27 protein-coding genes, 1 tRNA gene, 1 pseudogene and 1 riboswitch are annotated in these 26,681 nt (G+C 43.5%); of the genes and pseudogenes, 7 read left to right on the forward strand and 22 right to left on the reverse strand.

The window, feature by feature from the left end; genetic code table 11:
* Nucleotides 1–7: 7 nt before the first annotated feature.
* A complete protein-coding gene (locus HUG20_RS12700) occupies nucleotides 8–778 on the reverse strand; it encodes a Cof-type HAD-IIB family hydrolase (RefSeq protein ID WP_200085039.1) in 771 nt (256 codons plus the stop codon).
* Between the two features lie 606 nt (nucleotides 779–1,384).
* On the opposite strand from HUG20_RS12700, the gene HUG20_RS12705 reads away from it, so the two are divergent.
* The 4 genes from HUG20_RS12705 (at nucleotide 1,385) to HUG20_RS12720 (ending at nucleotide 5,113) form a co-directional block, all read left to right on the forward strand.
* A complete protein-coding gene (locus HUG20_RS12705) occupies nucleotides 1,385–1,594 on the forward strand; it encodes a DNA-dependent RNA polymerase subunit epsilon (protein WP_200085040.1) in 210 nt (69 codons plus the stop codon).
* Nucleotides 1,595–3,262: a ribonuclease J1 gene (gene rnjA, locus HUG20_RS12710; RefSeq protein WP_200085041.1), complete on the forward strand. Its 1,668-nt coding sequence runs from the start codon at nucleotides 1,595–1,597 to the stop codon at nucleotides 3,260–3,262.
* A 200-nt stretch (nucleotides 3,263–3,462) separates the two neighbouring features.
* Nucleotides 3,463–4,293, forward strand: a complete 831-nt coding sequence (locus HUG20_RS12715; RefSeq protein WP_281392414.1) for a mechanosensitive ion channel family protein — start codon at nucleotides 3,463–3,465, stop codon at nucleotides 4,291–4,293.
* 151 nt (nucleotides 4,294–4,444) lie between these two features.
* A complete protein-coding gene (locus HUG20_RS12720; protein ID WP_200085042.1) occupies nucleotides 4,445–5,113 on the forward strand; it encodes a phosphatase PAP2 family protein in 669 nt (222 codons plus the stop codon).
* A 246-nt stretch (nucleotides 5,114–5,359) separates the two neighbouring features.
* Here HUG20_RS12720 and HUG20_RS12725 read toward each other — a convergent pair whose 3' ends face one another.
* From HUG20_RS12725 to HUG20_RS12745, 5 genes are all read right to left on the reverse strand, one after another.
* The gene (locus HUG20_RS12725) at nucleotides 5,360–6,073 is read right to left on the reverse strand and encodes a glycerophosphodiester phosphodiesterase family protein (protein ID WP_200085043.1); all 714 of its coding nucleotides are present in this window, start codon (nucleotides 6,071–6,073) and stop codon (nucleotides 5,360–5,362) included.
* Nucleotides 6,070–7,194, reverse strand: a complete 1,125-nt coding sequence (locus HUG20_RS12730; RefSeq protein ID WP_200085044.1) for an N-acetyldiaminopimelate deacetylase — start codon at nucleotides 7,192–7,194, stop codon at nucleotides 6,070–6,072. The genes HUG20_RS12725 and HUG20_RS12730 overlap by 4 nt, the downstream gene beginning before the upstream one ends.
* Before the next feature lie 68 nt (nucleotides 7,195–7,262).
* Nucleotides 7,263–7,976, reverse strand: a complete 714-nt coding sequence (gene dapD / locus HUG20_RS12735) for a 2,3,4,5-tetrahydropyridine-2,6-dicarboxylate N-acetyltransferase (RefSeq protein ID WP_200085045.1) — start codon at nucleotides 7,974–7,976, stop codon at nucleotides 7,263–7,265.
* Nucleotides 7,977–8,071: 95 nt separating this feature from the next.
* Nucleotides 8,072–9,142 (reverse strand): mechanosensitive ion channel family protein, encoded by a 1,071-nt coding sequence (locus HUG20_RS12740; RefSeq protein ID WP_200085046.1) that lies wholly within the window; start codon nucleotides 9,140–9,142, stop codon nucleotides 8,072–8,074.
* Nucleotides 9,143–9,261: 119 nt separating this feature from the next.
* Nucleotides 9,262–10,026 (reverse strand): aminoglycoside adenylyltransferase domain-containing protein, encoded by a 765-nt coding sequence (locus tag HUG20_RS12745; protein ID WP_200085047.1) that lies wholly within the window; start codon nucleotides 10,024–10,026, stop codon nucleotides 9,262–9,264.
* A 622-nt stretch (nucleotides 10,027–10,648) separates the two neighbouring features.
* On the opposite strand from HUG20_RS12745, the gene HUG20_RS12750 reads away from it, so the two are divergent.
* Together HUG20_RS12750 and HUG20_RS12755 are read left to right on the forward strand one after the other, a co-directional pair.
* Nucleotides 10,649–11,422: a GAF domain-containing protein gene (locus tag HUG20_RS12750; RefSeq protein ID WP_200085048.1), complete on the forward strand. Its 774-nt coding sequence runs from the start codon at nucleotides 10,649–10,651 to the stop codon at nucleotides 11,420–11,422.
* A 23-nt stretch (nucleotides 11,423–11,445) separates the two neighbouring features.
* The gene (locus HUG20_RS12755; protein ID WP_200085049.1) at nucleotides 11,446–11,625 is read left to right on the forward strand and encodes a hypothetical protein; all 180 of its coding nucleotides are present in this window, start codon (nucleotides 11,446–11,448) and stop codon (nucleotides 11,623–11,625) included.
* A gap of 77 nt (nucleotides 11,626–11,702) precedes the next feature.
* Here the strand turns inward: HUG20_RS12755 and HUG20_RS12760 are convergent, their stop codons facing one another.
* From HUG20_RS12760 to HUG20_RS12780, 5 genes are all read right to left on the reverse strand, one after another.
* Entirely contained in the window at nucleotides 11,703–12,317 is a 615-nt protein-coding gene (locus tag HUG20_RS12760; protein WP_200085050.1) for an ECF transporter S component, read from the reverse strand.
* A gap of 151 nt (nucleotides 12,318–12,468) precedes the next feature.
* Nucleotides 12,469–12,604, reverse strand: a riboswitch (FMN riboswitch).
* 314 nt (nucleotides 12,605–12,918) lie between these two features.
* Nucleotides 12,919–13,305 (reverse strand): hypothetical protein, encoded by a 387-nt coding sequence (locus tag HUG20_RS12765; RefSeq protein WP_200085051.1) that lies wholly within the window; start codon nucleotides 13,303–13,305, stop codon nucleotides 12,919–12,921.
* 87 nt (nucleotides 13,306–13,392) lie between these two features.
* Complete coding sequence (locus HUG20_RS12770) at nucleotides 13,393–14,604, reverse strand: DUF418 domain-containing protein (protein WP_200085052.1); 1,212 nt, start codon at nucleotides 14,602–14,604, stop codon at nucleotides 13,393–13,395.
* A 260-nt stretch (nucleotides 14,605–14,864) separates the two neighbouring features.
* Nucleotides 14,865–15,200, reverse strand: a complete 336-nt coding sequence (locus HUG20_RS12775) for a VOC family protein (RefSeq protein ID WP_200090506.1) — start codon at nucleotides 15,198–15,200, stop codon at nucleotides 14,865–14,867.
* 133 nt (nucleotides 15,201–15,333) lie between these two features.
* The gene (locus tag HUG20_RS12780; protein ID WP_200085053.1) at nucleotides 15,334–16,227 is read right to left on the reverse strand and encodes a LysR family transcriptional regulator; all 894 of its coding nucleotides are present in this window, start codon (nucleotides 16,225–16,227) and stop codon (nucleotides 15,334–15,336) included.
* Nucleotides 16,228–16,359: 132 nt separating this feature from the next.
* Here HUG20_RS12780 and HUG20_RS12785 point away from each other — a divergent pair, with 132 nt between their 5' ends.
* On the forward strand, nucleotides 16,360–16,785 hold the full coding sequence (locus tag HUG20_RS12785; protein ID WP_200085054.1) for a hypothetical protein: 426 nt from the start codon (nucleotides 16,360–16,362) through the stop codon (nucleotides 16,783–16,785).
* 114 nt (nucleotides 16,786–16,899) lie between these two features.
* Here HUG20_RS12785 and HUG20_RS19180 read toward each other — a convergent pair.
* The 11 genes and pseudogenes from HUG20_RS19180 to HUG20_RS12840 form a co-directional block, all read right to left on the reverse strand.
* Nucleotides 16,900–17,130: pseudogene (locus tag HUG20_RS19180) on the reverse strand (DinB family protein); the annotation flags it as partial.
* A 78-nt stretch (nucleotides 17,131–17,208) separates the two neighbouring features.
* Entirely contained in the window at nucleotides 17,209–17,727 is a 519-nt protein-coding gene (locus HUG20_RS12795) for a cyclase family protein (protein ID WP_246476403.1), read from the reverse strand.
* Between the two features lie 98 nt (nucleotides 17,728–17,825).
* Entirely contained in the window at nucleotides 17,826–18,032 is a 207-nt protein-coding gene (gene copZ / locus HUG20_RS12800; protein WP_200085056.1) for a copper chaperone CopZ, read from the reverse strand.
* Between the two features lie 59 nt (nucleotides 18,033–18,091).
* Nucleotides 18,092–18,322 (reverse strand): DNA alkylation repair protein, encoded by a 231-nt coding sequence (locus HUG20_RS12805; RefSeq protein ID WP_200085057.1) that lies wholly within the window; start codon nucleotides 18,320–18,322, stop codon nucleotides 18,092–18,094.
* Between the two features lie 973 nt (nucleotides 18,323–19,295).
* Nucleotides 19,296–20,276 (reverse strand): HIRAN domain-containing protein, encoded by a 981-nt coding sequence (locus HUG20_RS12810; protein ID WP_200085058.1) that lies wholly within the window; start codon nucleotides 20,274–20,276, stop codon nucleotides 19,296–19,298.
* Between the two features lie 302 nt (nucleotides 20,277–20,578).
* A tRNA-Val gene (locus HUG20_RS12815) sits at nucleotides 20,579–20,654 on the reverse strand.
* Nucleotides 20,655–21,238: 584 nt separating this feature from the next.
* On the reverse strand, nucleotides 21,239–21,451 hold the full coding sequence (locus tag HUG20_RS12820) for a winged helix-turn-helix domain-containing protein (protein ID WP_200085059.1): 213 nt from the start codon (nucleotides 21,449–21,451) through the stop codon (nucleotides 21,239–21,241).
* Between the two features lie 7 nt (nucleotides 21,452–21,458).
* Nucleotides 21,459–23,003, reverse strand: coding sequence for an MFS transporter (locus HUG20_RS12825; protein ID WP_200085060.1), 1,545 nt, complete (start codon nucleotides 23,001–23,003; stop codon nucleotides 21,459–21,461).
* A 646-nt stretch (nucleotides 23,004–23,649) separates the two neighbouring features.
* Complete coding sequence (locus HUG20_RS12830; protein WP_200085061.1) at nucleotides 23,650–24,186, reverse strand: NADPH-dependent FMN reductase; 537 nt, start codon at nucleotides 24,184–24,186, stop codon at nucleotides 23,650–23,652.
* A gap of 149 nt (nucleotides 24,187–24,335) precedes the next feature.
* Nucleotides 24,336–24,974, reverse strand: a complete 639-nt coding sequence (locus HUG20_RS12835) for a response regulator (protein ID WP_200090508.1) — start codon at nucleotides 24,972–24,974, stop codon at nucleotides 24,336–24,338.
* A 12-nt stretch (nucleotides 24,975–24,986) separates the two neighbouring features.
* Nucleotides 24,987–26,657, reverse strand: a complete 1,671-nt coding sequence (locus tag HUG20_RS12840) for a GAF domain-containing sensor histidine kinase (protein ID WP_200085062.1) — start codon at nucleotides 26,655–26,657, stop codon at nucleotides 24,987–24,989.
* Nucleotides 26,658–26,681: the final 24 nt, after the last annotated feature.

Below are 26,681 nucleotides of genomic sequence, written 5' to 3' on the forward strand. Positions count from 1 at the left end.
TCCCGCTTCACGTTAAAAGTCCCAACTTTTTCAACCCGTTGGCAATCCCATCATCATGAGCAGCCGTTGTTGTAAAGTCTGCGGCTTCTTTCGCTTCTCTCATTCCATTTCCCATTGCTACCCCTGTACCGGCAAACTCGAGCATTTCAATATCATTGAGCGCGTCGCCGAATGCGAATGTATCCTTTCTATCCACGTGAAGAATGTCTGCGGCTTTTTGCAGCCCTTTCGCTTTAGACCCGGCAACCGGCAAAACATCTACCGAAAATTCGTGCCAACGCACAAAATCAAACTCCTGATAATTGTCGTACGTAAAAGCTTCATGTTCGGCTGCAAACAATAACGCCTGATAGATATCCCCTTGCCGCGGGTGAATGCTAATCGGCGGGTATGGCATTTTAAGTTCCCCTAAGCATTGGGCAATTCTAGGATTATCCTTTACATCCGTCAGCGCGCTTTTATGATCCATAAACACCATCACGTATTGCTCTTTCAATGCATCGGCATGCAGTTGTTCCAAGGCTTGTTGTTGCAATGACCTGGCTAAGACAACCTCCCCATTCACCACCACATAAGAACCGTTAAAACTGACAAAGGTATCAATATCCAACTCTTTTCTCAATTGCTCAAACATGAACGGTGCTCTTCCCGTCGCAATCGCTACTTCATGGCCCCCATCCTTTAACGCGCGAATCGCTTTTTTCGCGGTAGCGGGAACCTTTTTACTGTCATCATAAAGCGTTCCATCAATGTCAAAAAAGACCATTTTTTTCGTCATGCGGCTTTCTCCTTCTCCTTTTTATCTGCCCTTATTATGACTTAACTTTCGTTTCTTGAAAAGCATAGGCTGTCTTCCATACATTTACTGACACATTTCGGGGAAATCTACACAAAATAAAACAAAGACAGTTTTTGATGAGTTGTACGTTACACGGGAATAATGATTAGGAGGGATAAAAGATGCTGAAAAAATTAAAAGAAAAGTTGCGCAAACGGTATCGCTCTTTACTTCCCAAGCATCGGTCCGTTCGCACGTAACGGCATGTCACATGGAAATCCTTAGCAATTGTTTGCTTTCTTTAAAAAAGTAAGCTATACTAGAAGAACTGGTATCAGGGTCGGTAACATGCATAAGCCCTCCCGCCATCATGAATCTCGGCCAAGCATATTCATAATGGCAAGCGAGAATGTATGTTCAGAACGCTGATAAGGACGGAACGTAGATATAAACCGGATTGGGTCCGGGCTCCGGGCGGGGTCTTCATGTGGGTCCGTTCGGTTGCCACACATATGTCTATATCATGAATGCATTCGTTTCCTCCCCACATGAGAACGATGCTTTTCGTCTGCCTATAAAAACGATTGCACGAAGGAGTGATTTTCCATGATTTTTAAAGTATTGTACCAACCGAACTATGATGAAATGCCGGTTCGCGAAAAAACCGAAACGATTTTTATTGAAGGAAATTCAAAACAAGAGGTGCGAAAAAAGCTTGCCGGGGACAATATTAATATTGAAATCGTCCAGCCATTATCGGACGCGCATCTTAAATATGAACAAAAAAGCGAAGATTTTAAGGTGGAAAAGCGATAAATGAAACAGTTACAAAATGACCAAGTTGCCGTTTTTGCCCTAGGAGGGCTTGGCGAAATCGGCAAAAATACGTATGTAATCGAATATAAAGATGAAATTATCATTATTGATGCAGGAATCATGTTCCCGGAAGATGAATTGCTCGGCATTGATTACGTGATCCCCGATTACACGTATCTAGCTCGAAATGAGGAAAAAATTAAAGGTGTTTTTATCACCCATGGCCATGAAGACCATATCGGCGGCATCCCTTATTTATTGCGGGAAGTGAATGTTCCCGTCTATGGCGGAAAGCTAGCCAATGGTCTCTTGCGCGGGAAACTGGAAGAGCATGGTTTGCTGCGCAGGACGACACTGACAGACTTGGAAGAAGACGATGTCATCACATTCAAGCACACATCGGTTTCTTTTTTCCGAACGACCCACAGCATTCCCGATTCATTAGGCGTTGTTGTGCACACCCCGGAAGGAAATATTGTGCACACCGGGGACTTCAAGTTTGATTTTACCCCGGTCGGAGAACCGGCCAATCTAACGAAAATGGCGAAAATCGGGGAAGAAGGCGTGCTATGCCTTCTGTCTGACAGCACAAACAGTGAAGTTCCGGAATTTACAATGCCGGAAAGAAAAGTCGGCGAAAGCATCGACCATATTTTCAGGGAAGAAGACGGGCGCATTATTTTTGCCACGTTTGCGTCCAACATCCACCGGTTACAGCAAGTCGTGGAATCAGCCGTCACGTACGGAAGAAAAATTGCCGTCTTTGGCCGTAGCATGGAATCGGCGATCACGATCGGGCAAGAGCTCGGGTATATTCGCGCGCCGAAAGATACATTTGTCGACAACAGCCAAATCAACCGTTTGCCAGACAATGAACTAACGATCCTTTGCACAGGCAGCCAAGGAGAACCCATGGCGGCACTTTCAAGAATTGCGCACGGCACCCACCGGCAAATTCAAATTATCCCGGGAGATACGGTCGTATTTTCCAGCTCGCCGATCCCCGGAAACGCCTTAAGCGTCAACAAAATTATTAATCAATTGTTCCGCGCCGGGGCAAACGTCATTCACGGTCCGTTAAACGATATCCATACTTCGGGACACGGCGGCCAGCAAGAGCAGAAATTGATGCTTCGCCTCATAAAACCGAAATATTTTCTCCCGATTCACGGGGAATACCGCATGCTCGTCAATCACAAAAAGCATGGCATCGATTGCGACATCCCGGAAGATCACATATTTCTTATGGAGATCGGCGAAGTACTCGCTCTTAGAAAAAATGAAGCCAAAAAAGTCGGCAAAGTTCCATCCGGAACCGTGTACGTCGACGGAAGCGGCATCGGAGACATCGGTAACATCGTCTTACGGGACCGTCGCATTCTTTCGGAGGAAGGCCTTGTCGTCGTGGTCGTCAGTATCGACATGAAAAACTTTAAAGTGGCCGCAGGACCGGATATCATCTCAAGAGGATTCGTTTATATGAGGGAGTCCAGTCATCTTATCCATGATGCACAGAAAATATTGGAGAAACACATGAATGAATTAATGCAGAAAAAGACGAGCCAATGGTCCGAAATCAAAAATGAAATCATCGAACTGCTCAACCCATTCCTCTATGAAAAAACAAAACGAAAACCAATGATTTTGCCGATTATTATGGAAGTGTGAGTTTTTTAGCAAGTGCTCCAGTCTAATGGGAGCCTTGCTTTTTTTTGCTTGGATCGGGGCTCCATGGTACGCTTCTCTCCTTTTTTCAAGAACCCCGTATCACACACATTTTTCACTTCAGCAAGATTTGACAATATGTTATACTAGCTTCCGAGTGGCTAATACGCACCCAATCCCATTTCAGACAAGGAGTGATCGCAGTGGACGATTTCTTTACCAATCCATACGTCACCACTACATTTATGATTGTTGGACAACTTTTGCTAGCTATCGTCGGCTATTTCATCTTCCGAGCCATCGGAGGATCGCTCATAAAACGGACGTTTCAGAAGATGAAAGAAAGACGCAAAATGAACAACAACCGGGCACAAACCCTTGAAAAATTAACCTTGAACGTTTTTTCCTATACGCTGTTATTTATCGTCGTCGTAGCCGTCATCGATATCTTTGGCCTACCGATCGGGCCGATCCTCGCGAGTGCCGGTGTTGTCGGTCTTGCCATTGGCTTCGGGGCACAAGATCTCGTCAGTGATGTCGTCACCGGTTTCTTCCTCTTATTAGAAAAGCAACTTGACGTTGAGGATTATGTAACGATCGCGGAATTGGACGGCATTGTTGAAGAAGTCGGTTTGCGCACGACACACCTGCGCGCGTTTGACGGCACGCTTCATTTCATCCCCAACCGCAATATCACGAACGTAAGCAACCATTCCCGCGGAAGCATGGAAGCCCTCGTGGATATTGGGATTTCCTTTAATGAAAACATCAGTGAAGCAATGAAAGTCTTGCAAGAAGCATGTGACCGTCTTGCCGAAGAGGAAGACGCGATTCTCGAAGGTCCGGACGTGCTCGGCGTTGGTTCCATCGACGAATATGATGTGAAGATTCGAATTCTCGCCTACACCGAGAACTTGCAACAGTGGGGCATCCAACGGAAATTACTCCAAGCAAGCAAAGAAGCGCTCGACGAAGCGGGCATCGAAATTCCGGTTCCGCAGCAAGTATATGTTCCGGATAACAATAACAATTGATGGATATCAGGAAGATAGCCTTATGGGCTATCTTCTCTTGCGTCAGTGGTGATTGATTAGTTTTTCGATTGCAACATTCTTGTTGGATTATTTATAATGGAGAAATGATTAGAAAACGGGGACGCTTTCCCCATAGAAAAGAGTGCTGTTTATGCCATTATTAAAAGCTAAGCATTGGTTTATCGCGATGGGCTGTTTTGGCTTGTTTCTGTTGTTATCGGTTTTTTCCTTCCGGGATGATTTGACGACCCTTGACCAAGCAGTGAGCAGCTGGATCACCGAAACCGTTTCACCATTTGTCGTTACGTTGATGGACATCCTCACGGTGATGGGATCGAGCGAGTTTGTCCTTGTCGTCACGCTTATGATTGCTGTTTTTTTATTGTTTCGCAAACGATGGCAGCATAGCCTTTTTTTATTGTCGCTAACATTTGGAGGAATAGCGTTAAATTTTTTGCTCAAAATTTTGTTTCAACGGGAAAGGCCGGGGGATATGAGCGTGATTGAGGCCTTCGGGCAATCGATTGAAATCGCCTCTTACAGTTTTCCCAGTGGCCATACGATGAGAAGCACGCTTTTATTCCTGTTTGCAATCTACATATGCGATCGTTTTTTGCGTAAAAACAGAAGCCGAACCTGGGGCGTTGTGCTTTTTTCTGCATTGATCATCGTTGTCGCTATCAGTCGAGTCGTGGTAGGCGCCCATTTTCCTTCCGATATTTTCGCAGGTGTCGCTATTTCCATTGTCTGGTTTTATGTGTGTTTGGCGATCCTCCGCTTTCTATTGAAACGTATGCCTACTGCCCGGTTGGACGTATGAAAAAGAAGGAGCTTTGGAATGCGCGCATGCTTTCGGCCGCTATGAACGTGTCATAGTGCCCGAATTTAAGCGAAGGAAAGCTTTTCGGTCGTCATGAAACAGTCATGGCGACCGATTTTTAGCGTGGCGGCGATTTTCAGGCATCATGATCTCGTTTTGGCGACCGAAGCCAAGTGATCCTATCGTTTTCAGGCGTTATGAACCTTCCGTAGCATAAGGGCTTCATGAATGACTCTTTTTTCCAAATTATAAATTCTCAGGCGGCGCGTCGCTAATCACTCCATTTACGCCGAACGCTTGCATTTGTTTTACGTCGGATTTACGTGTCACGGCATAGGGAAAAACGCTTACGCCTTGCTTTTGCCAACGCTCGACGTCGTTTTTTTGTAAAATGCTTGCATGGGGGTGGAGCGAGTGAACGTCAAATGGAGAAAATAGACGAAGATAGCCTTCCATATTAACGGGGCGAAAATTCAAAAGTAACCCGATCTTCACCGCCGAATTCCATTCTTTTAATCGATATAAACATGCATGATCAAAGGATGAAACGATCGTGTTCTCCACGCGATAATGCTGCACCAACGTATCGCTTACCTTTTTCTCGATCTCTTGATAAGCGTACGGAATGTTTTTGATTTCTACGTTCAGCAACACATTCGCGGGAATCCACGCCAATACGTCATCCAACAGCGGGACACGCTGCACTCCGCGATCGTTTTTGTTAAACCAGGCGCCCGCGTCCAGTTCAGCCAGCTCGGGAACAGTCATTTCTCGAACCCACCCTGTTCCATCCGTTGTCCGCTCGACATGTTCATCATGCATGACGGTCAATTCGCCGTCTTTTGACACGTGAACATCCAATTCGATGCCCGCGGCTCCGTTTTCAATCGCGCGTTCAAAAGCGGCAAGCGTGTTTTCGGGCGCTTCACCCGAAAAACCTCGGTGTGCGATCCATTTCATTTCATTTCATCTGCCAAATAACGGATGATGTGGTCAACGGCTATAGGGATCGCGGCTTCATCGGGATTAAGCTTTGGATCATGTAAGCCCTTGTCGCTATCAACTCCGAGCCAAAACATGAATCCCGGTATTTTTTCAAGAAAAAAACCAAAGTCCTCGCCGGTCATCGCCATAGCCGCCTCCCTAAAATTCACGTCCGAAGACCTTTCGGAAAACGCCATAAAGGACGCCACTTTTTCACTGTTCCATACCTGTTTATATTGTGATCCCCATTCCACGTCCACGTCACAATCGAAGCTTGCCGCAATGCCTGCCCCGATTTTCTTCACATGTTCCTGAACGAGATTCATCGCCTCCGACGACAACGTGCGAATCGTCCCTTCCGTATCTGCTCGTTCGGCAATGATGTTTTCTTTTGTCCCGCTCTCGATTTTTCCAATTGTAATGACCGCACTGTCCATCGGGTCAACTCTGCGCGCGACCACAGATTGGATCTGTGTGACGAGATGGCTGGCAGCCACGACCATATCATTGGCCTGATGAGGATAAGCGGCATGGCCGCCTTTCCCGCGTAGATGAACCATAAATTCAGCAGTGTTCGCAAATAAAAGCCCTTCCCTCGTCGTCACCGTTCCAACTGGTTCATTCGGGGCAATGTGCAAGGCAAACATCCAGTCCGGCCGCCATTGTTGAAAAAGATCGGTGTTCAACATTGGTTCCGCGCCGCCCGGTCCTTCTTCCGCAGGTTGAAAAACAAAAAGAAGGTTGTCTTTCGGCTGATTCTCCGCGTAGTGGGAAAGGATTCCGATGGCGATCGTCATGTGCAGGTCATGCCCACACGCATGCATTTTTCCATCGTATCGCGAGGCAAACGAAAGCCCGGTTTCCTCTTTGATTGGCAGCCCGTCCATATCCGTTCGATAACCAATCGTCTGCACGGGGGCAAAGCCTTCAACGAAAACAAGAATCCCTGTCCGCCATGTTTTTACCCTGAAATGGCCGTTCGGCATCTCTCCGATCTTATCGAGCAAAAAAAGCTGGGTTTTATGTTCTTCAAATCCCAATTCAGGTTGTTGATGTAAATGACGGCGAATGGCGCGCATTCCTTCTATCGTGTACATTGCTATCCCTCGATTCCGTTTTGTAGAAAAAGCTCCCTGCTCGTCTAAACCAAGCAAGGAGCGGCCATCTATTCGTCTTTTAATTTCCTCAGTTCCGTTTTAATTTCCGTTTTGCCGCGTGTGCCTTCATCAATATCTTTGATGACACGCGCCGGTGTTCCGGCTACTACTTTATTTTCGGGCACGTCTTCGGTCACGATCGCACCTGCAGCGACGACGGAGCCTTTGCCGACGGTGACTCCTTCGAGCACGACAACGTTTGCGCCAAGCACGACGTCATCTTCGATGATGACCGGTGTCGCTGATGGGGGCTCAATCACCCCTGCCAACACGGAGCCGGCACCGATGTGACAGTTTTTGCCGACCGTTGCGCGTCCGCCAAGCACAGCGTTCATATCAATCATCGTATTTTCCCCGACAACCGAACCGATATTAATCATCGCACCCATCATGATAATGGCGTTCTTCCCAATCATCACGCGATCGCGAATGACTGCACCCGGTTCGATACGGGCAGGGATGTCTTTTTGATCTACGAGCGGGACCGCAGAGTTACGACGATCATTTTCAACGACATAGTCCTCTACTTTTTCGTGGTCAAGAACGTCTTTAACTTCGCTCCACTCACCAAAAAGCACCGCTGAATCTCCAAACGGGAACACTTTTGTATTCGCCCCGAAATCGAGGGCAGAAACATCTCCTTTAATATGTACCTTCACAGGGGTTGATTTTTCACTGTCCGAGATGAATTGAATAATCTCGTTTCCATCCATCATTTCCATGTTGGTTTCCTCCCTTTTTTTCCGTTAATGTCACATCATACAGAATACCATAGTCTGTCGCTTGGCAAAAGCAAAATCTTTGGCGTCTCTGTTGATTAAGATGGGTCTCTGTGTTTGTATAAATCGGGCATCGGTATCGCGATTTCTACGTTCTCTTCTTTCAATATCTCCAAGATTCGCATATTGAAATACTCTTTTACTTTCAACCACTCTGTCCAAGGTGTAGCGTTCGTAAAGTAATAAACCAACATTTCCATCCCATACTCTTCAAATTCTCGCACATAAATTTCAATTTCTTCCTGGTCTACTACATCTGGGCTCTCCCTTAGCTCCTTATCGACCCTTTCCAGCACATTTCGGACACTTTCTACCGGTGAATTATATTTCAAGTAAATACTGGAGAATACTTGCCTTTTTCTCATTTCCGACCAATTAGTGATCGCATCATTGGCCATTGTGGAGTTCGGGGTCGTTACCAATCCTTCGGCAAACGTTCGGACTTTCGTGCTCCGAAAGGAAATATCTTCAACAATCCCTTCGACCGTAGTGGTTTCAATCCAGTCCCCCCGTTTAAACGGCTTTTCTGTAACGAGTATAATTCCGCCAAAAAAGTTAGCAATCGTATCTTGTGCCGCCAATGCAAACGCGAGTCCCCCAAGTCCGAGACCGGCAATGAACCCATTAATATCATAATCCCATTCCATGGCAATGACCGTAAACATGAGCACAATGACAAGGCCGCGCAGGATTTTGGACGTAAACGGAATTAACATGCTATCTCGATCGCCGTCAACTTTTCGGCCTAATCGTGTAAACAAATCCGATGACGTTCCGGAGAAATTAAAGAATCCCCAGCCGAAAAATACAATCAACAACGTGCGCAACAGACGGTTCACCACAACCATGATATCAGGTTGCGGACTTAAATACAGAATCGCAAAGTAAACCCCGAAAACAACGACGAGCATGCGCATCGGTTTCTCAAATGCATAGAGAAAATTCCCCAAGAACAGACTTTTTCCGTGTTTGGAGATCTTCTTTATGACGACAAAAATAAAACGGGTAACTAACTTTCGTAACATCAAAAAAATCAATACGGTCATTGCCGCAATCACATAATGCAACCACGGCCAAGCTTCCAACCATGCATAATACCAATCGAACACTGTTATTTCCCCCTGCTACATCCGCTAATCTGACTTAATGTTAACATCCTAAAGCTTCATCTGCTATTATTTTGAATAAGAATTAAAAAAACCCATGTCGTGAATGGACACGGGGAACTTCAGATCGCCGATGGGACCTTGACCGGAGTTTTGCTGATCACAAAATGAATCAACGCGCGAATGTCTTCGTGCTTCAACAGCCCATGTTCTTGCCCCCGGCGAACACTCAAAGCATGGCGAATCAAGTTGGAATCGGGGAGCTGTTGCAATGCCCATTTCATCCCTCTTGTTTTTGATGTCAGAATTCCAGTTTCTTTAAAACACCACGTCCTGCAGGCATTCATGACTGCTTCATGTCCGTAAGGATCATAAAAAGGATGAAAAATTTGCTTTTCATGCCGGCGCAACGAACCTTTCATGGCTTCCTGCAACCAAGGTCTCGGAACACTCCCGAAAACTTTGTCTTTTGGACGTCCCGCTAATGTCTTCCCGGATTGTAAAATCATCGCGAAGTCCATTAATAACCCCTCGTCCATGCCTTCTTCCGCAACTTTATCCTCGAAGTTCCGGCCGGTTAACAGGGCAAATTCATAGGAAAGCAACGAGTGTGGGTGTGCTGCCTCTTCTTCCAAAACAACGTAAAATTCCAAACCTGCACCCGGGGACGGCAAAGCATGATACGCTAACGCTTGCGCAAGCGCGTCCTTATCCGATGCTTTTAACGGCCGTTTTACGATACAAAAGACATCAAGATCGCTTACATCATTGTCGTAATCATCCACTACTGCCGAACCACACAAATAAAGCCCGACCATGCGATCTTCCAATACTGAATTTACAGCTTCCGACAGTTGATGCAAATAGTCATCCACCTGATCATCCATGAAGAAGCGCTTCCCCCATCCATTATTCGTTATTTCATACATTTTGTGAAATGTTTTCACAACGTTTTTTTTAATAATATATGTATATTCAGGATATCCGATTTTCGCAAACAATGCAATGATTTTTCCGTCATTTTAAAGGAAGCAGGCAACGATTCGCTTTTTCCTGCTTCCTAACGATCAATTAGGGAGGGTATCCATACATGTCCGTAGAATCAAACGGCGTTTTGAAATCGTACGGCATTCTTTTTCGCGCCCATACTCCATGGATCAGCAATAACAGCTATGGGAACGTTGACATTTAGGGGCAATCGCAACCGAGTTCTTTTCGACCGTCTTCCTCACCTTCCACTACCCGTCATAGCGGTATGCATCAATCGTTTCTTCTTTCCATAGTGATGGCCGAATCCCCACATATTATCCCATACCGTGTAACCCATGTTGTTGTCCCCTTTCCTCTTGGTTATTGCCGTACACTAAATTGTATGTAAAAAAAGTACATGCTTGTAATGATCGAACCTATAAAACGATAAAAATCATTAAATGTCTATCATTTAGTGTCCGAAGCGACAACGCTCATATTCCCCAATCCTCTTGCTTACATATAAGAGAGGTGACTTTCATGAGAACAACGATGGAATATTTTCTAAATCAACAACCGGAATGGGTGTATTACATCACCGGCATCATCATCGTATTGGGACTCATCACGACTTTTATTCTCATTGGCCGGGCGGCTATGAAATATACCGAAAAAATCGATAAAGAACTGGGTTTCCAAAAAATCCAGCAAGAACTGTATGACACAAAATACCAAGCCGCCATTCATAAAGATATTTCGCTTCAGTCGATCCACGCGCTTCGTAATGCCGAGCGCTTCCTCAAACAATTGCAACAAGCGCGCCGATTTTCCGTTCAATCCGAAGAAAATCTGCAAACCTATGAAAACTTGATTATCCGTATCGTGCATGCCCTCAGCTCGGATATAAAATTTCAACCGGGGGAACAACATCGATCTTCCGTTTGGATCGAAGAGTCGGGACAACTTGTTTATTTTACCGGAAGCAATGCTTTTGATGATCGGGACGAAAACCAAATTCTCCCCATGAACGAAACGATCGCCGGCCGTTGTTTTCGCAAAAAAGAAATACAACTCGTGCCCGATGTAAGCGATGATGTCGACGGCATGCCCAAACACCATAACGGTTACGGGGCAATTCTTTGCCTCCCCCTTTCCGAGTGGGGAGTGCTAACGGTCGATGCACACCGCGCATTTCAGGAAGAAATGATGTATATTTGTCGTCTTTATGCGCGCGTGATCGATCTTGCATTCTTTGAATATAGTCAAATGATTAATGATGGTTATATCACTCAACAATTCAACGAGCGTGAATAAATTATGGATAGGGAGGGTCTACAATGAGCGGAAAAGATATATTGCGCAAAGCAGCAGCCAAATCGGCGAAAAGGCGAGGGATTCTATCCGATCATAATTACCGGCAATGGCTTAAGAAGAACGCAAACGTGCAAACGCTCTCCGGCGAAAAAAACGCTTATTCGACCAATCGTGCGAAACAAGCGCTTTTAAAACGCGTATGATACAACAATCAAGCATCGCTTTTCGCGTAGAAAAAGCACTCCTCGGGAAGAAATCCTTGACAAGGAGTGCTTTCTGTTTAATTTTGCTTCAAGTTGTAGGTACCGGCCGGCGTTTTTCGCTGCAAATTTCCGCCATAGGATTTTTTCTCCAGCATTGGAGCTAATTTCAAAAAGAGCGGCACGAACAGAATCGAAATTGCCAAACCTTTCACAATGTTAAAAGGCAAAATTCCCGCGAGCACTGTCGTCAGCATTACCTGGCTGCTCATTTCCCAACCGATCAACCAAGAATATGCCGGTAAAAACACAAGATAGTTAAGCGCGGCCAACCCGATTGTCATCGATACGATCGCGATCCCCAAACCGGCAATTAATCCTTTTACACTTCGAAAGTGGCGATATACATAAGCAACCGGCAATACGAATAAGAGACTTGCCACAAAGTTCGAGATCATGCCGACTGGATCGCCTGCTCCCATGAATAGCGTATAAAGCAATATTTTGATGCCTGCCACTGCGATTCCGGCAACCGGTGAAAATAACAATGCCGCGAACAACACGGGCAGTTCACTGAAATCCATGCTTAAGAAGGATAAAAACATCGGCATCGGTATACTGACAAACATAAGCGCCGTTGCCATTGAACCGAGCACTGCGTACATTACTAATCGAAACGTCTTGGATTCTTTCATTACTTGCGCCCTCCCGTTCTTCGGCTTTCTAAAGAACGAAGACGCAGAGTTCTCCGTACCCATCGCAATAATAAAGCCCCTAAGTTTTCTCACTTAGGGGCTTTTTTACATAACGGAAAATCACAAGGGCACAACGGCCCATGGACTGCTCTGCAATCTTCTCCCATCCAGACTTTACTGTCGGTTCCGGAATCACACCGGAATCCACCGCAAATGCGGGTCACGGACTCATCGCCAAAAGGCGCATCACCGTCGGTCGGGAATTTCACCCTGCCCCGAAGATTTTTAATGTAGTTTTTTCCGATCACCGTTCAATGATCATGATGTTAGCATTTATATTATCACTCGTGATTCACGAATGCAAGAGAAATGTTTCAAAATTTCATAACCTTAGTGAACGGCGTACCGGGCAGACTTTTTCCGTGATTGTTTTTACGGATGAAAGGCCATGCGCATACCTGATACAGAATTGGACGCACTTATTTGATAAGTGCGGCGCCCTATCTTCATGCCATATAAGTCACCGACATGGCGCGTCCGCCTTTCACTGTTATATATTATTATTTATCCATATTTCCCCAAAAGCTTTCTCTTAGATGGCTTATTTGCCATGCTCTTTTTTTGTCAGCGAATACCAGTAGTTTTTTTCAGACTTGGCCTCCTCACCGATGGACATAAAAATCGTGTTACCCTTGCTATCTTTCCATCCGACAACGCTCTTGCCGTTGTTTAAATGGTCAATAAGTTGTGATTGATCTTCCATATGTTCAGGCCTGATTACGGCTAATATAAGGCCATTGGCATCCCTGACAATAAATTCATGCAAATCGCCGGTAACGTATTCATCCATGTGCGGATGAGCCGGCATGCCTTCTCCCATGGAGTGGCTCCAGCTTTTGTTCTGCCGAATCACCTGGGCTTCAAACCCTAAAAACTTATCAGCCTTAACACATGCAGGATTTGTTGAAAGGATGGTTTCAGGAAACATGGTTCCGTCATTCCCATCCTCCTTTGTAAAGTTGGAATTTACGTTAATTCCCCACATGTAAAAGACAACAGCTTTGCATGACCGTAACTATACGTTCTTATACGTCCACTTTCGCCATAACGCCTCCATCGGTCCTTGGTTGAATGTCTTCAAATACAATGTACTTATGATGATTTGTAGCACATACACCCCGACGGATATGAGGAGGCCGGCACCGCTACCGACTTGACCGAAAAGGCCTAATCCATATCCGTGGAAAATAAAGACCAAAATGAGCGTTTGCATAAGGTAATTCGTTAAAGCCATTCGTCCGACAGATGCAAATGGTTTCATGATTTTTTGCCTTGTTTCCTTACGCAACAGCAGTACAAGTGCGGATACGTAGAAAAGCATAAGAATCGGTCCGGTGAATATGCGCATGCCAAAACCTAATCCATATGCAATGTAAGCTGGAATCGGCGTAAGGTCATGCATCATAGCTGTCGTCAGCACCGAAAACAATAGTCCGATCCACAAACTATGTATACATATCTTCTTCCAACGTCCGAGATGTGCACCCACGTCATGGAACATGCCGGTTTTGCCCATATATAAACCAATAAGAAACAACGGTAAAATGGTTGGCACCACAAAGATATTTCCAAAAACCGTAAAGATCGATTCACTAAACCTAAAGCCAACGATTTCCCAAAAACCACCTTCAGCCATCACCGTAAGCGTCTCTTCATTCATCTCTTGAAATTCAGAAGCAGGAATGATACCTGTTTGTTCACCAAATTGCATGAACCAGCCATTCATCGCCATAAAAAAGCTTACGACCAAACTGGATACAGCAAGCAAAACCACTGACCAAATCATCATTGTTTTCGGATGTCTTGAAATAAAAAACAAGAGGAAAAAGCCCGTTACGCCATATGTAAATAAAATATCGCCATGCCAAAAGAAGATAAGGTGAATCAACCCTAGAATAATCAAAAAGGTCAACCTGCGTGAAAACACCCGATTCGCACGTAAATCCTTTTGCAGCAAGCGCTCATAAAAAATATAAAAACCCAGCCCAAAAAGTAGCGAAAACATTGGATAAAACTTACCTTCGACGAAAAATGTAATAAATAATGTACTGAACTGATTAAAAAGACCATCCGGTAGTTGATGCCCGTCAACAAAAATAAAAGAATTAAGCTGCGCCAATGATTTGAAATGCATCATGTTCGCAAGCACAATCCCAAGAATCGCAATTCCTCGGATAATATCAAGCGTATGGATCCTTTCGTTTGGTGCAATTCCACGATGCTTCATTTTATTTCCCCCATCCATTTGCGTGTGTTATCTGCATAATATAATCGCCTAATTCCATAAATACTTCATGTCCTTTCCGAGTCGTTTCATTCAGTATACAACTGGAAAAGGAATAGATCCATAAACGTCTCGTTGGTTTCTGTATACAAAAATATGACCCCCATTCAAAAGGTCGCACTTATTAGATGAGCGTTCCCTAATTGAGGGTTCCACTCCATTCTTGCACACGATAGTTGAACTGAAAAATTTCCAAACCATAATTACTCATACGACCTATGCATTAACACTATTCGCCAACCATCTGGATCTTCTATGGTAACCCCTTGTTTTTTCCAGTAGCCATTATCAGGTTCCACCTCTCCATATCGCATTTTTTGTAGCCTCTCAGATACTTTATTGATTTCCTCTTTATTCGTTATGTAGAAGACTAAGAGATTATCTTTTGTAGGTGCAGGGCATGGACTTCCATCAATATGACGGGTGAATTTCAAGTGATAATGAACATCTGGTAATCCAATAATCACGCCTTCATACCCTCTGTTTCCTTTAAATTTCTGTATTTGTTTAAGTCCTAATCCATTTACATAAAAATCAATGACCGCTTCAAATTTGTCTGTGGCCTAGCTATCCTAACTTGAGCTGCTGTAAAGTCGCTAAATTCCATGTAGTAACCAACTTTCTGCTTTTTGTTAATGACCATTCATTGTTCAACAATATGGCGTGATCATATTATGGAATATCTTTTCTGTTATTCAATTTTGTGGGATCTTCTTGTTTAACCATACTTAAAAAGCTTTTATACGCACGATCAACAAACGTATCCTCCCGCCTTATAAAGACCGTCCTTACCTTTGAATACCTCGGCGGAAGAGGGTGAAGGTTGAGCTCTTTCTCCACTTGATATTGCTTAACCAATGACTGTGTGGTTATAGATACCCCCAACCCAGCTTTGACACAACCAATGATCGATTCTAGCGTTCCAAACTCAATGATTTTTTTAGGAAATATGCCCTCTTCCTGCAACCACTGTTCGAGCCTTTTCCGGTAAATACAAGAGGGCCGTGTAAGAAGCGTTTGATCGTTAAGGTCAGTCCAAGATAATAGTGAATGCCGTTGGGCTGTAATTAAAACAAGTGCTTCTTCCATAACAGGCATTTGAATAAGGTCAGCATCCTGAACAGGACCAACAACGAATGCGCCATCCAATTTATAATTCAGGACATCTTTTATTAGAGTATGTGTTTCCCCAATCTTCAGGGAGAGATCCACCTCAGGATAACGCTGGTTATAAGAAGCCAAAAGCGCAGGTAATCGTGCAGATGCTGTTGTTTCATTGGCTCCTAAATAAAGCGGTCCTCGAATCATTTCGGAATCTTGAACAGCTTTTTTGGTTGTATCCATTAAATGTAAAATTTGGTCCGTATAAGATAAGAGTAGTGTTCCTTTTGAGGTTAATGATACGCCACGGGCATGTCGATAAAAAAGCTGGGTTTGTAATTCTGCTTCTAACTTTTTGATCCTCCCTGTAATATTGGACTGGACATAATTTAATTTCTCAGCTGTTTTCATCGTGTTCCCATTCTCCGCTAATTCTTTGAAGATCCACAAATCTCGAATGTCCATCATATCCCCTCCCTCTCCATCTTATCATTTTGAATGATCATTACGCTGGTTTTTAATGATTTTTAATTATGATATGAACGAATTACGATGAGTATAGGAAAATAAATTTCCCGCGACCTGGAGGGATGAGTTATGACTATCAGTGAGCGATTAAAAGAAAAATTATTGGCAGAAGAAAGTGGATCAGTTACATGGAGATATTCAGATGTATGGGATTTGATTGTAGAAAACCTCAATAAGCATCAATCCGGGGAGGACATGGATGCCTTCAGACAACCCCCCCGCGAATCACTCCTCTCCTCGTCTATTCTTGATCAGTGGAGCCATGTAAAAGAACAAATGAAGAATATAGAGCCCGAGTCTTCGAAACTCGAGTTCATGTATGAATTTTGGACGAATATTTCTGATGAATTTAAAAACACTGGTATCAACGAGTATGAAATGATTTCTTGGATGAGAAGGGAGAAAAAACGAACCCGTGTACTAGGTCAGGCTAAACAAGCATTACTATGGGAAGAAATAGAGGTAAAATGCAGAAGCCTTTTAAAGCTTCTTTAAGTTATGGCCTTGCTCAATCCAACGGAAAATGGGCGCAATGTGGTATGGCCCTATGTGTGCTATAAAATCTTCCCACAGAGGATCATTTTCGTTTTTAATAGATAAATAGCTACATGCCTGTCTCTTCTGTGGTACGGTTGCAAGATGGAACTCATTGTACTGAAAATTCGCAATTTTACAGTTGAGCAGATTGATCAGATGTGTGGCCAGCCCTTCGAGTTTTATTGATTTATCATGTGGCTTCCAAGACATATATTTCTCGGGTAGGCGTTCCAGAATGCGACGCGTAGACCCCAGTTCTTTCGTTTCGTCGCCAAAGATCAGTTGTTTAATTACACCTCGGATTGTGTTGTTTCTTCTTCGGGAGGTACGTTTCCCCGGTTGAATCAATTTTTTCTTTGTTGGTTTCATCATCGTCCATGCTTACTCGAGTATAGCAATGGCTCGCACCGGGGACCCATCCCCATTCTCAATTTTCAATGGTAAGCCGAAAAAGGAAAACGCTTCCCCGATTGGGAGTGACTCTAATTTTTCAAGATCTGTATAGGTGACAATCTGTCTTTTTAACAATTGCCGCTCCAATTCCTCACTCAGATGCCCTCCTACAAACGGCGGGGAAGCGGTCAAAATTTTTTCCAGTACATCTATCCCGACACCTTCTGCAAAAAACAAACCGGTACAAGCGGGAAAATCCATCGTTGTCGTCACGCGCATCGCTCTTCCGCAAAATTGCGTTAACGGAATTTCATCCAACGATGCCATCCGTTCATGCATATGGGAAAAAGCATCCACATGCGTGCCGGTATGAGAACCCATCTGTAACGTACGGACTTCATAACCATGTTCTTTCACCGTTGTTGCAACGCCAATATTCACCGCCGGATCCCCCGGATAGACCGGCATGCCATCGGAGATGGTCTTTGTTAAATCAATGATTTCCACTAAACTGTCTCCCCTAAAAAAATTGAATATACGCTACTGGAACATCACGCAAAATAAGCTGCCGGCAAACGACAGCTTATTTTCGTCATTCATGTTGCTTACTCAACATCATACCCCTGGTCTTCGATAATATCGACAATAGCTTCATGCGTAACATCGCTTTTATCAAAGGTCACCTGTACGGTACCTTGATCAAGGTTCACTTTCACATCGGAGACGCCTTTCATTTCCCCGACGTTTCCTTCAACGGCTGATACGCAATGGCCGCATGACATACCTTTAACATTCAATGTTTCTTGTTCCATGCTAATACCTCCCCTTGACTGTCTTCATTATAATACCCTGTGCCGGTATATTGCAAACATTAGAAACGCATGAACAAACGTTCATCTTCATTTAACCCACATGCTCCGCACTGAATCCGATAATTCGGTCCGTTATAAGGTATGTGAAACGGGTCAAGCTGCTCCTGCTCGAACTCTTGAACCACTTCCCCATTTTGCGGATCCATCTTTACAGCTTTGGGCACTTGCTCCATAATGTGAAATCGCGAACGATTCGTTTGGCAACGCGGACAAACATATGTCTTCGACACGGCCCATCCCTCCTGTTTTTTCTATATGGTTGCCATAATCATAATTTTTATCCCTCCAGGATTCATTCCACCAAGCTTTTGCATGTGTATTCTATAATTATTAATGATCTTCTCTATCACTTACTTACGTTGCATTTTCGATTCCCCTCTCAGCTTCTTTAGACCAATAATCACCTAGTCTACCTGGAAAAAAAGGGAATTCTTGAACATTATAACCACGGTTTTTCAAGATTTCTATTTCTTTTTCAGGATCACAATAATATGTTGTTTTTATGATTAAATTTATCGTATAGAATACTTTCTGATTTGAGAATCTCCAATATATTGGAGGGGAAGGGTGCAACATAAGGAAATACCCATGTACGCAGACCTAAATTGGCTGTATCAATGAAAAATGTCTTAAACTGTATCAGTCTAAGACATAATAAAAACCCTTATGTGGAAGAGATCGTTCTATACTGGTGTTTCCCTGTGGGACTCGAGCCGACGACCTCATCCTTACCGTGATATGCTTACCATGTTTTTGCGTCTTTTCCAACCAACATAAAAGGATATTGGAGATGTGTAAATAATTAGTGCTCAATGCGCATAAATTAGTCTCCAAGAAGTCCCCAATTCGATGATATTTATAATTTCTCTAAAAAACAAAAAAACGCCCAATCCCTTGTAGGAGAAGCGTTTAAAATGGTGTCCCGTGCTGGGCTCGAACCAGCGACCTCTACCCTGTCAATTCTAGAAAGACATTATTATCATTAAAGACGATATTATGTAAATGCTTTCATACCAGTATGTACAACGCTTTTTGTTCGTTTTTCTATGATGATTAATGGGGTTAAATATCTATTTTGGTTGACAACTGGATGACAACGGATGACAAGTTTATGCAGGGTGTTATATTCTAATAATCCTCCGCAATTGCGATCCGATTGGTAGAATTCGGATTAAAAATTCCCCTTTAAGTGTAAAGCAGCTTTTATTTACTATCCTTATTAGCTAGTTCTTCCGCTCGATCCAAACGCTCTTTAAACTTCATTAGTTTAGAGGATACATCAGAACGATGTGAATTTAATTCCAGTTTTTCAAATAATGATATAGCCTGTTTTAAGACTCTTACTTCTTCTTGGTATTGTTTTCTTTTTCGATAAATAATAGCTAATCGCTCATAAGGAAAATTACCTTCAAAGTTTTCTTGAACATTGGCTTCATAAAATTCAATTGCATTATCAATGTATCCTTCCTTCTCCAATTTCTTACCATCTAAATTTCTATCAGCGGAATCATCTGGTACATCTATGCTTTTATCATAAGACTGTTCTCCAATCGTTTTTTTGTTATTTCTTTCGCCCCATATGTCCATTCTAAATCCAATACCTTTTTTTTCAGTTGGAAAGTATATAGTTTTAATTGTTGCGTTTAATGTATTATAGCTGGAAAGTTGCTCAGTATATTTACCAGGAACATACCCTAAAAAAATAGTATTTTCATTTTCGTTGATTGTGTAATTCCCATAAACTTTGACAGCGTTTTTATCATAAGGGTTATTTGCTTCCTTTTCTAGTTCAAGAGAGATATTTTCGCTAGTAGCAAACTTTAAAGCATCTTTTTCTCGCTTTTGTATACCTGCAATAGGTACAAACTCAATGACTTTTTTAGATGTTCCTTTTGGTTTAGGTTGATTTACACGAATCATGTTTTCTGGATCGCCACTACGTCTATAAGCTTCATTGAGTTTCCTCTTGGTTGGATCATCAATAGTGGGGACCTTGGGAGATAATTTACCTTTATCTAATTTTTCAATTTTATTGCTACGTTGTTTATTATCTGTATTTTTTATTGCGATGTTTTTTGTATTAGCAGTTTTGGTGTTTAGTTTTTGCGATCTCATACGTTTTATTGCTTTTTCTTGTGAAGTTAAAGAATTATCCTGGAACATTTTTTTAAATAAATTAAACATGAATATAAGCTCCTTTATTTTTTGTTCTTTAACATGGCATGATAATCGAATAAGTAGTGTAGTTAAAGGGCGGGTATACAACCCGCCCAGACACCTCTGATTTTAAACGACTTTTTTAAATTTAACAACTTTATTTTTACTCAACAGCTACCTCAAAGGGTGGCGATTATATATAATCCTCGTCCAACATATCCGCTATTTTTTGATCCGCTTCATCCAAGTAATGCCCATATCTGTCCGTTTTAATAAACATTCTAAAAAACAAAAAAACGCCCAATCCCTTGTAGGAGAAGCGTTTAAAATGGTGTCCCGTGCTGGGCTCGAACCAGCGACCTCTACCCTGTCAAGGTAGCGCTCTCCCAACTGAGCTAACGGAACGCTATGATCAATAACAATAAAAATCATACCGTAATTTCATATAGCATGTCAATGGTTTTGATAAAATCGATCGCTGTGAGAAGTACATTAAATGGCGATTTTCCTGAAAGATTTATCGAGTAAAAATTTATATTTTTGATATTGGCGTGCAAGATTTGAGTACAGTATTAACGGCAATGTGTCTTCTTTTGTGGTGGAATCTTTGATCCCGAATTATTCATAGCTCCGAGTGAATGTACGATTTGATATATTTTTGGACACACGTCCCCCTTGGTCTTCATAAGGCATTATTGTGAGTGTCTTCTCGCACGAATAACACTACCTGCTACTTTTCCGCCTTGGTTTTTTCCCTGTTCGCGTCATGTCTCGCAATTGTGTGTCAATTCTCCTTTGATACGTACGTTCACCACCGATAAAAAATATAATAGTCACCCCAATAAAGAATAAAGCCAGTATGATGTATGCACCGATCATGAAACTTCAATCTCCTTTCGCGTTGTGCGTACCTGAATGATCTCTCACTTAGCATAACAGGCCAACATAGGATTTTGCCACATCAATGTTGGAAACCATCTGGCGATGATTTAACGAATGTGCACAGCCAACACTTTGTCATTTTCAAAAAATGGTTCTTTCCATACTTTCATATATATTTGTTCATTCGTCAAAATTTGATTAGCATTTAACAACAAGTATTTACATATATAAAATTGCTTTTCACAAAACATCTCTCCTTTCGTCTCCTTACTAAAAATTTGATCCGCTTCCAAGTCAATGTGCGCGAGAACAGTTGACATGCTCTTATTACACGATTTCCTTCTTTTCAGCAGATGCTGTACCTTCTTGTCTTACATGTCTGAGTTTCCATACGATGATGATCATTAAGACAAACAAACCGATGGTGGCTATTCCATATACAGCTTGAAGCGCAACTGTAAATGAAGACTGTATGGCTGGAAGCATTTCCGGGAACCTATCTGATACTGCAACGGCAGTACCAACGTTTTCCATGGCCGAATGTGCTATTTCTGATGGCACTCCGACAGGAATCGCATCCATTAGTGACCAACGGTAAGCCAGCATTCCAAGACTCCCAATGAATGCAATGCTCAATACACCTCCAAGTCCATTGCTGACATCGGACATCGCTGAAGCAGTACCGGCACGTTCTTGCGGAACAATGGAGATAATTTGTTCACTGGCAATGGTCACCGCAGGTCCTGTACCAAATCCAATAAGTGATACGCCGGTAACCAGGATCAGTGCTCCCGCATCATGAACCGTTAAGACAATCAGTAATGAACCGACTGCTGCAACGATAATGCCGGACACCATGGCGTATGCCGGACGCAACCACTTTGTAAGTACCGGGGCGATTAAAGTGCCGACCATCGACAAAATCGCAGGGATGATCAGTAGGAGCCCTGCCTCTGTCGGAGTGAGTCCAACAACGGCTTGTAAATGTTGGGCAAAAAGCATATCTGCCCCAGTCATTACGAATATTACGACCGTTACAGCAATCAATGAAAAACGAAAGACGGGAATTCGAAACATGCGCAAATCCAACAATGGGTCTTCCGAATTCATCTGTCGCTTAATGAACAGAATTCCGAGCACTATACCAATCACTACAGATCCAGCGTAGAGCATGTTAAAACCATCATTAGCCATTTCCTGTAAACCGAAAATCAATGTTACCAATGCCAACGAAGACAACAGGACACTGACAACATCCATACGTTTTGAATCCTTATTGCGAAACTCAGGAAGAATAGGTGATGCTGCTAACAATCCAATGGCAACCGGAACATTGATGAGAAATACGGCTCCCCACCAAAAATGATCCAAGAGTAAGCCGCCCATTGGAGGTCCTAAGGCCATACCTGCAGAGAATGCGCTGAGATTAATGGCAATAGCCACAGAAAATTGCTTCGGATCGAAAAACATATTCCGCAATAATGACATCGTAGACGGCATCACTGTTGCAGTTGCCACACCAAGAAGGGCACGGGTCGCGATCAGCATCCAGGCTTCTGTCGAAAATGCCGCAATAATAGAAGCTAATCCATATACCGATATCCCAATGACGAGTAGACGTCTCCTCCCGATGCTATCGCCTAGACGTCCCATCGTTAGCGCAAATCCTACTGCCAGCAATTCACCAATGTGAATCATCCAAAGCATTTGTGTGGCACCCGGTGCTAAGTCGGCCGCGATAGAAGGCATGGCCAGAAACAGAACGGTCATATCTGTAGAGAGCATGAAAACCGCCAACGTCAAAACTCCTAACCCCCACCACTCGCGCCATGTTGCTCTGGGGGCTTCATCCTTTCTACTTATATCACTCATCTCTCCCATCACCTTCCTTTTGTGTGTACTAGTGGCGTGTTTCAAAAGTCCTGAAAAATGGTACATCATTCATCTGAGATCAGGCGTGTTGATTTACCATAAAATACCTATCCGTAGGTGTCCTATATTGAGTCCTCAGAAACGAGATATGCGGACTCCGAGATTGACTCAGGAGCCAGATAAGTCCTCAGGCTCGGGTTTTGGGGATTGATAATGGGTGCCGAACGGCAAATTCATCCGCTAAAATAACAAAAAAAGCAAATTTACCATTGTATACATCTTTAATGGGGTGTAACAAAGCGCCGCGGTTAGATAAATTAGGATAATCAACGCGCCTGATCTGAGATGAATTTTTGTCCCCCTCGGGGCAAATCGTACCCCGTTTAAGGGATTACTTTGTATTTCCGAGCAGAACGTGACTCGTTATCTCCTCACGCATCGGTTATACTAATAGTCTGAACGGCCAACGGACAATCAGAGACGCCCCTCCATTAAATTCTCAACCTTGACGGCTTGCTCCCAGACACTTTCTCGTTCTCCAAATTGTCCGATGTTACGCTTGTTGCAAACCCGGCAATTTGAACCAGAAAAGAATTTCTGAAATAGACCACTAATCGAATGTCTGTCATTTGCTGTAAAGCAAATGTTATCGTAAAGTTTTTAGTACCCCGCTCCACGCGATCGTTTCATCCAACATGACATGAACATTGTTCATGTGTAATTCAGCCGGCTTAAATACTGTAAAATCCTCAAAATCAGTGAATATCGATAATGTTGGGTGTTTGCGGACGTCCGCAACTTTCAATTCTCCTAAGATGCCGCGTAAATGTTCAGCTGCACGGGCGCCACCTGTTGATCCGTAACTGACGATTCCGGCTGCTTTATTGCTCCACTCATCGTGCGCGGAATCCAGGGCATGTTTTAATACAGCCGGAATGCTGTGATTGTACTCCGGAACAATAAACACAAAGCCATCTAAACTAGTGAGCTTCTCTGACCAAGCGATGAATCCCGGTTCTTGACCCGTGCCTTCCAAGGGAAGTTTATAGTCAGAAGTATCTACGATCTCATAGTTTGCATCTCCTCGTTGATCAGCGACTTCCTTGACCCAATGCCCTACTTGTGGACTAACACGTCCTGGACGTGTACTTCCTAAAATAATGCCAATGTTTACTGTTTTCATCGTTTTTCCTCCCAATTTTTATACTGTCTAATGCTTCCATGTATATCATGCCACTTCTCTTCTCCGGAAAAATCAGTCGGTTGTCTAAACTTTCCATACAAAAAAGGCCTTATCATCGATAAGACCTTTTCTACGACTATTGTCGTACATTATGTTTCAAACCATCGGTGCTTTAACGCATGGATCGCTGCTTGCGTGCGATCTTGCACCTCCATTTTTCCAAGGATGCTCGTCATGTGTGTTTTCACGGTTTTTTCGGTGATATGAAGTTCAGCGGCCATTTCCCTGTTGCTCTGCCCGTAAGTGATATGTTTCAGGATATCGCGTTCTCTTGGAGTTAAAGCATGAAAACGGCCATCGTGTTCATCTGCTTTAGCGACATGGGTCATTAACTGGTTCGATACTTGCGGGTGAAGACTGGTTTCTCCGCCCATGACAGCAATCATTGCTTCCTCCAAAAGGCTTGGATCCACATCTTTGAGTTGATAGCCACTGGCACCTGCACGAATCGCGGGTAAGACATGATCCTTATCGGAGGAACTGGTGAGAATGATTACCTTCACGTTTGGATCATCCGCTTTTATGCGTTTGGTTGCCTCGATGCCATCCATCTTCGGCATGATCACATCCATTAACACAATATCCGGCTGAAATTCCTCCACTTTCTGCAATGCTTCTTCCCCATCCTGAGCTTCGCCAACAATGTCGATCTCAGGCCGGGTTTGCAAAAAGAAACGCAAACCTTTTAATACGACGAGATGATCATCAACGAGCAATACTTTCAAAATATATCACCTGCCTTATTTATGAACAGGAACACGGACCGTAATGGTCGTGCCCTCTCCTTTTTTGCTATTCATGTGGAAGAAACCTTGAAGTTCTTCGGCTCGTTCTTTCATGCTCCTAAGCCCGAGGGATTGTCGCTTCTCAATGGCACCCCCGTTACCTTCATCCATCACGCGCATCGTAAAATCGTACGGATCCAATTGCATGATGATCGTCGCTTTTGATGTCCCGGCATGTTTGTGAATATTATTCAATGCTTCTTGCCCGATTCGCCATAATGCTTCTTGGCATGATTGCTTCAAATCTAAATCATCCGGAGCTTCGATGGATAGCTCTACGCCAATTTTTTGCGCGTATTCGGTAAGTGAAGATATAAGTCCTTGATCGAGATGACCGGGACGTCGTTGCCAGATCAAGCCACGCATGTCCGTCAATGCTTCTTTCGAAAGTTGTTGAAGTTCCAGGACAGCTTCCATGGTCGTATGCTCTTTCTCATCAATGAGCCCTTGAAGTCCTCGTGATGTTAATGAAAGGGCAAACAATTTTTGATTAACTGAATCATGTAAATCCCGGGCGAGTCGATTTCGTTCCTTATCAACGAGCAACGCTTCCCATTCTTGATGTAGGCGAAGGCGTTCGATGCCCATGGAAAGGTGGTTGGCAAGCACTTCCAGCATCCCTATTTCCAGATGACCACATAATACAGCGCTTCGACTAAGCAATAACACACCGAACATTTCCTCGGGTCTTTCAGGCATGAACAAGGGGAGAGCAATAGAGTAAAGGGGTGCGTGGTCTTTTAAAGATACAAAATGCAACGGTTGTTCATGGCCTTGAATCATGTGTTGTTGGATATACGCTTGCCGAACGATGTCCGGTTGGTCAAGATTGATCGCTTGTTCAACATCAAAAACTTCTTTTGGACCGTGATGATCTAAACAGAATTGGGCGGTTAATCTCCCTTGTTCCATCGTAATGATCGCGGCATTTGTCCAAGCAGGCAAATGATCGTGCAGCTCCTGCATGAATTTATGAAACAATTCAGAACGATTAAGAATGTTGCCAATTTGCCGATTGATTTTTTCCGCATTGGCATAAGCATCCACAAGGTAATGCGCAATAGCATGGACTTCTTCTTCTGTCTGTTGTAAATGCAAACGCGTTCGCTCCACTGCTGCCCCTATTTGGTAAGCGACGGTTTCCAGAAGAACGAGATCATCTTCATGAAAACGGCGGCGCCCAGGTGATGCTAAGTTAAGTAAGCCGATTTTCTTTCCACGAATCGTTAGCGGAATGCTGGCATGATGAGTAAGCCCCCGTGTTTCACCCATGTCGTTATCAGTGGCTTCTTCAAGGCGAGCGCACTTAACATGATTGACCGCCTGATTCATATACCCCTCCCAATAAAGCTGCAAGCAAGCACAATCTGTGTAACCCTCATTACAATACATAAGTTGTTCCCGATTGTTTTCCAAAGCAGGGGGAAGATGTTGGGAAGAGATCAGTTCATAAGATGTCTCATCTTCCGTTAAAAAAATCCACCCGGTTTCCAATTCCATTAAATCGAGCAAACGTTCCAACGATAATTGCAACATTTCCTGAAGATCGGTACTTTTGTTCAATGTTTCAGAAATTTCTCGTTGGATTTGTAACGCTTTTTGATACTTTGATGGATGGGTCGGCATCTTCCGTTCCTCCTCATTAAATGA

Origin of the sequence: Salicibibacter cibi (genome assembly GCF_016495865.1) — a bacterium.
In the GTDB taxonomy this organism is placed as follows: domain Bacteria; phylum Bacillota; class Bacilli; order Bacillales; family Marinococcaceae; genus Salicibibacter; species Salicibibacter cibi.

Bases quoted from the DNA above. Each gene is read 5' to 3' on its own strand.
- HUG20_RS12700 (WP_200085039.1), bottom strand. From the start codon at position 778: ATGACGAAAAAAATGGTCTTTTTTGACATTGATGGAACGCTTTATGAT.
- HUG20_RS12705 (WP_200085040.1), top strand. From the start codon at position 1,385: ATGATTTTTAAAGTATTGTACCAACCGAACTATGATGAAATGCCGGTT.
- rnjA (WP_200085041.1), top strand. From the start codon at position 1,595: ATGAAACAGTTACAAAATGACCAAGTTGCCGTTTTTGCCCTAGGAGGG.
- HUG20_RS12720 (WP_200085042.1), top strand. From the start codon at position 4,445: ATGCCATTATTAAAAGCTAAGCATTGGTTTATCGCGATGGGCTGTTTT.
- HUG20_RS12725 (WP_200085043.1), bottom strand. From the start codon at position 6,073: ATGAAATGGATCGCACACCGAGGTTTTTCGGGTGAAGCGCCCGAAAAC.
- HUG20_RS12730 (WP_200085044.1), bottom strand. From the start codon at position 7,194: ATGTACACGATAGAAGGAATGCGCGCCATTCGCCGTCATTTACATCAA.
- dapD (WP_200085045.1), bottom strand. From the start codon at position 7,976: ATGGAAATGATGGATGGAAACGAGATTATTCAATTCATCTCGGACAGT.
- HUG20_RS12745 (WP_200085047.1), bottom strand. From the start codon at position 10,026: ATGGATGATCAGGTGGATGACTATTTGCATCAACTGTCGGAAGCTGTA.
- HUG20_RS12750 (WP_200085048.1), top strand. From the start codon at position 10,649: ATGAGAACAACGATGGAATATTTTCTAAATCAACAACCGGAATGGGTG.
- HUG20_RS12755 (WP_200085049.1), top strand. From the start codon at position 11,446: ATGAGCGGAAAAGATATATTGCGCAAAGCAGCAGCCAAATCGGCGAAA.
- HUG20_RS12760 (WP_200085050.1), bottom strand. From the start codon at position 12,317: ATGAAAGAATCCAAGACGTTTCGATTAGTAATGTACGCAGTGCTCGGT.
- HUG20_RS12765 (WP_200085051.1), bottom strand. From the start codon at position 13,305: ATGTTTCCTGAAACCATCCTTTCAACAAATCCTGCATGTGTTAAGGCT.
- HUG20_RS12770 (WP_200085052.1), bottom strand. From the start codon at position 14,604: ATGAAGCATCGTGGAATTGCACCAAACGAAAGGATCCATACGCTTGAT.
- HUG20_RS12780 (WP_200085053.1), bottom strand. From the start codon at position 16,227: ATGGACATTCGAGATTTGTGGATCTTCAAAGAATTAGCGGAGAATGGG.
- HUG20_RS12785 (WP_200085054.1), top strand. From the start codon at position 16,360: ATGACTATCAGTGAGCGATTAAAAGAAAAATTATTGGCAGAAGAAAGT.
- copZ (WP_200085056.1), bottom strand. From the start codon at position 18,032: ATGGAACAAGAAACATTGAATGTTAAAGGTATGTCATGCGGCCATTGC.
- HUG20_RS12810 (WP_200085058.1), bottom strand. From the start codon at position 20,276: ATGTTTAATTTATTTAAAAAAATGTTCCAGGATAATTCTTTAACTTCA.
- HUG20_RS12820 (WP_200085059.1), bottom strand. From the start codon at position 21,451: ATGTCAACTGTTCTCGCGCACATTGACTTGGAAGCGGATCAAATTTTT.
- HUG20_RS12825 (WP_200085060.1), bottom strand. From the start codon at position 23,003: ATGAGTGATATAAGTAGAAAGGATGAAGCCCCCAGAGCAACATGGCGC.
- HUG20_RS12830 (WP_200085061.1), bottom strand. From the start codon at position 24,186: ATGAAAACAGTAAACATTGGCATTATTTTAGGAAGTACACGTCCAGGA.
- HUG20_RS12840 (WP_200085062.1), bottom strand. From the start codon at position 26,657: ATGCCGACCCATCCATCAAAGTATCAAAAAGCGTTACAAATCCAACGA.